At 29.1% G+C, this 3670-nt stretch carries 4 protein-coding genes; all 4 read left to right on the forward strand.

Annotated features, from left to right (window positions below; genetic code table 11):
* Window positions 1-266: 266 nt before the first annotated feature.
* On the forward strand, window positions 267-1010 hold the full coding sequence (locus AB0C84_RS45455) for a DUF536 domain-containing protein (RefSeq protein ID WP_002498865.1): 744 nt from the start codon (window positions 267-269) through the stop codon (window positions 1008-1010).
* Between the two features lie 241 nt (window positions 1011-1251).
* The gene (locus AB0C84_RS45460; RefSeq protein WP_215051627.1) at window positions 1252-1950 is read left to right on the forward strand and encodes a hypothetical protein; all 699 of its coding nucleotides are present in this window, start codon (window positions 1252-1254) and stop codon (window positions 1948-1950) included.
* Window positions 1951-2047: 97 nt separating this feature from the next.
* Complete coding sequence (locus AB0C84_RS45465) at window positions 2048-2269, forward strand: potassium channel family protein (protein WP_225973880.1); 222 nt, start codon at window positions 2048-2050, stop codon at window positions 2267-2269.
* A gap of 220 nt (window positions 2270-2489) precedes the next feature.
* The coding region (locus AB0C84_RS45470) for an Nramp family divalent metal transporter (RefSeq protein WP_361078999.1) at window positions 2490-3670 on the forward strand (1181 nt) is incomplete at its 3' end.

Genomic DNA, 3670 nt, shown 5'->3' on the forward strand with positions numbered 1-3670 from the left:
TATTACCAAACCCCAGCTATTACCAGTAGTTGGGGTTTTTAATGCGTTGAGTCTATTATAGCATTTTAAATAAGGTTATAAAAGGGAAAATACAGGGTTGTCAAAGGTTTATAAACCTTTGACAACTACCATCAACCCTTGACGAACAATTGATGAAATGTTTGCTACTTTTACATTTTCGGTTTATCAATTACTTTATTATTAGGCATGATAATCTTATAATATATCGTAAAGGGTTGATAATCACTTTATAAAGGGTTGATAATATGAAAAGTGTGAAAATATTGAGTGAAGAATTAGGTGTTAGCAAGCAAACTATTTTTAATAACATTAAACGATTGGATATAAAAACAATAAAACAGGAAAACACTTCGTTTATTAAAGAAGATTCTGATATAGAAAAAATCATTAAAAGAGTAAATGAAAATAAAAAGAAATATGGTTTTGAAAGTTCTACTGAAGACAAACAAAAAAAAGAGTCAGATAATATTAATGGTGAATTCCAAAGTGATACTCAATTAGTAGAAATTCTTAAAAATCAGATTGATATTTTGAATGATCAAATTGCAAAACAAGAAAGTCGTCATGAAACAACAATTGAATTTTACAGAAAAGAGTTACAGGAAAGATCAAAATTGCTTGAGAATCAACAAGTTCTGGCATTAGAAAGTAATAAAAAGATTCAAAAGTTAGAGAATCAATTAGAGGAAGAAAGACACCTTAATTATTCCTTCGATGCATCTACCAACGTTAGACAAAACGTTGATGAGCAAGAAGCTACATATACTACTGATTCTGTAAATATTAATCAACGCCAGGAAGACGAAAAAGAAGCAGAGATTCAACACAAAGATATATCTGAAAGTCAAAGTGATGAAAGTAAACAAGAGGAAGAAGTACAAAAAGAAGATGATCTATCTAAACAAAATGACAATGATAGTGATATAGAATATAAGAGTGAAGAAACACAACCTAAAAAAGGCTTCTGGAGTCGTTTGTTTGGTGGCTAATTATATTATAATAATCGTTTAAAAAGACTATGTTTATGAAAATAGCGATACAAGTTGAATAACTTGTATCGCTATTATTTTTATCACCGAAACTTCCGATAATCATCGATTATGTTAACTAATTATTTAAAGAGGAGCAATCTTTAAATATATATGTAAAGCACAGCCTAATGCAATAACTTATCTAAACTAAAAGTTAAGTTATTGCAACTAAAAGCAGACGAAAGAATAAAAAGATTGGATGATGAAAAATATGTTTGCCATTTTTGTAGCATTAATTAGTTTAACGTCAGTGTGGGTGGGTTATAAAATAGACAATTCAATGAAAAGAAAATCTGAAATTGAAGATTCAAGGATAAATTGGATTCAGAAAGTAAGAGAAGTAAATACTAATTTGATAAAAGCATTTTATGATTTCAACACTCATCAAAATTTTTATAGTGAAAAAACTAAAGATATTAATATGTTAGATAATATGAGAAGCACCTTGTTAGAAGGTTTAGAATATGAATCAAGGAAAAGAGACAATAATGCGGAAAAATACAAAGAAGAAATAGACAATATACAAGAAAAGGTAAAGGAACAAACGAAGGTTTTAAATAACAAAAAAATAGATAGAACCAGTGCTATGTATAATCTATTTACTTCTATAGAAGAAATGAAAAATTTATTTCCGATAAATAAATATGATATTCATAAAGTACGAATCGAACATAAAAAAATACTAGTTGCAGTTGAAAGTAGTGCAAGTTTTTATAAAGGGGATTTATCAATTAGCAATGAGAAAATCTATGATTCTTTAAATGAATTAAAAAAAAATATCAGAGAATCTTATGATGGTAATAATACTTTAGAAGAAACAAAAATAGATGAATATAAAGATTTTATTAATAATTACCTGAAAATTGAATGGGAAAAAGTTAAATCAAGAAAAACATAATCCCTCCATATTAAAAATGTTCGTTATTTAGATATATTTTAAATTTGAAACGCTTAAGACACTTCTTTTAAAAGGAAGTGTCTTTTCATGTATTAGCATATTATTTTCTGCAATCCCACTTACTTATTTTGAGCCATCTGTAAGATCATATAATGATGGGGTTTCGTTAGCTATAGTGACAGTTACTACAGTTGGCTATGGTGATATCAGTCCAGAGACACTAATTGGCAGAATAACAAGTGTTTATCTGATGTTTTTTTGGTATCGGTTTAGTTGGAATGATAACAGGTTCAATAGCAACTTATTTTCTGAAAAATAATGAGAAGTCTAATATAAAAGAGTCGCTTAAACATGACATAGACAATATAGAAAACCTCTCAAATAATGATATAGAAAGATTAATTAAAATAATCAAAACGTATCGTGACTAAAATTTTAATGAGAAAAAATATATATGAAGCAAAACAATTTTTAGGTCAGCCTAATTTATACTATAATATTCATTGATAAATTTAATATTCAATGAGGAGATTTTTATAGTGAAGAAAAGTTTAGAAGAAATAAATGGAAAAGTTTCTTTTGATAGCGAAGCAAATGGTATCAAGAAACTAATAATGTATCTAGGTCCTGGACTTCTTGTTGCTGTAGGCTATATGGATCCAGGTAATTGGATTACTTCAATGGCAGGAGGAGCACAATTTGGATATACATTATTATTTATAATATTATTATCGAGCTTATCAGCCATGTTACTTCAAAGTATGTGCGCTCGTTTAGGTATTGCGAGTGGTATGGACTTAGCTCAAGTAACTAAACACATAAGTAATAAGCCGTTATCGATAGCAGCCTGGATTGTTACAGAATTAGCAATTATGGCTACGGATATTGCAGAGGTCATTGGTAGTGCGATAGCACTAAATCTACTTTTTGATATACCTTTAGTAGTGGGAGTAACTATTACTGTATTAGATGTTTTACTTTTACTAGTAATTATTAAATTTGGCTTTAGAAAGATTGAAGCTATCGTAGGTGTATTAATTTTTACAGTTCTTTTTATCTTTGTATTTGAAGTTTACTTTGCTTCTCCAGAATGGAGTGCTGTTTTAGGTGGCTTTATTCCAAGTACAGAAATAGCTACTAACAAGGGTGTGTTATACATGGCTTTAGGTATCATTGGTGCGACAATCATGCCTCATAATTTGTATTTGCATTCTTCAATTGTTCAATCACGTAACTATATACGTGAAAGTAAAGCTAAGAAAAAAGAGGCTATTAAATACGCTATTATTGATTCACATATACAACTTTCAATTGCGTTTATTATTAATTGTTTGATTTTAATATTAGGTGCCGCTCTATTCTTTGGTAATGGTGAAGACTTAGGACGATTTTATGATTTATATAATGCTTTACAAGAATCCGAGTTTGCAGGAGCTATAGGTGGTGCTGTTATGAGTACATTATTTGCCATAGCTTTGTTAGCTTCAGGACAAAATTCAACCATTACTGGCACATTATCAGGACAAATTGTCATGGAAGGGTTTTTGAATATAAAAATACCTCAATGGGCAAGAAGACTAGTTACTAGATTAATCGCTGTGATTCCTGTATTCATATGTTTATGGTTATATGGTTCAAGTACTTCTAAGATTGAAGATCTTTTAATCTTCACACAAGTATTTTTAAGTCTTGCATTACCCTTTAGTATTATTCCTTTAAC

This window comes from Actinomadura sp. NPDC048955, from assembly GCF_040649435.1.
In the GTDB taxonomy this organism is placed as follows: Bacteria; Actinomycetota; Actinomycetes; order Streptosporangiales; family Streptosporangiaceae; genus Spirillospora; species Spirillospora luteofluorescens.